This window comes from Marinicella rhabdoformis (assembly GCF_009671245.1).
Lineage (GTDB): Bacteria > Pseudomonadota > Gammaproteobacteria > Xanthomonadales > Marinicellaceae > Marinicella > Marinicella rhabdoformis.
In genome coordinates this window covers 1-281 of record NZ_VTFS01000019.1, presented here as the reverse complement: position 1 = coordinate 281, position 281 = coordinate 1, and the positions used below count along the sequence as shown (strand labels likewise).

Here is a 281-nt window from a genome sequence, read left to right as displayed (position 1 = left end):
GGTTCTATAGCTCTATTTTCACCAGAAAACTGGTCGCTTATGACTGCTAAGGTCATAAGACTGATGTTTGGAATATGAATCTAAATCTTTGATTGAATTAATGGGTCTAAAGTTTGATGTATATAAGTCATCGTTATCTCGTAAAAGAGACTTTAATCCTTATAAACTTGTCATACTTCCCAAATTCCTTGGGTGTTATATGATCAAGCCTCACGGGCAATTAGTACTGGTTAGCTTCATACATTACTGCACTTCCACACCCAGCCTATCAACCTTGTAGT

The 281-nt window shown here is 36.7% G+C and carries 1 rRNA gene; it reads right to left on the bottom strand.

Annotated features, from left to right (window positions below):
* Positions 1-199: 199 nt before the first annotated feature.
* Positions 200-281, bottom strand: a 23S ribosomal RNA gene (locus FET73_RS15630); the annotation flags it as partial.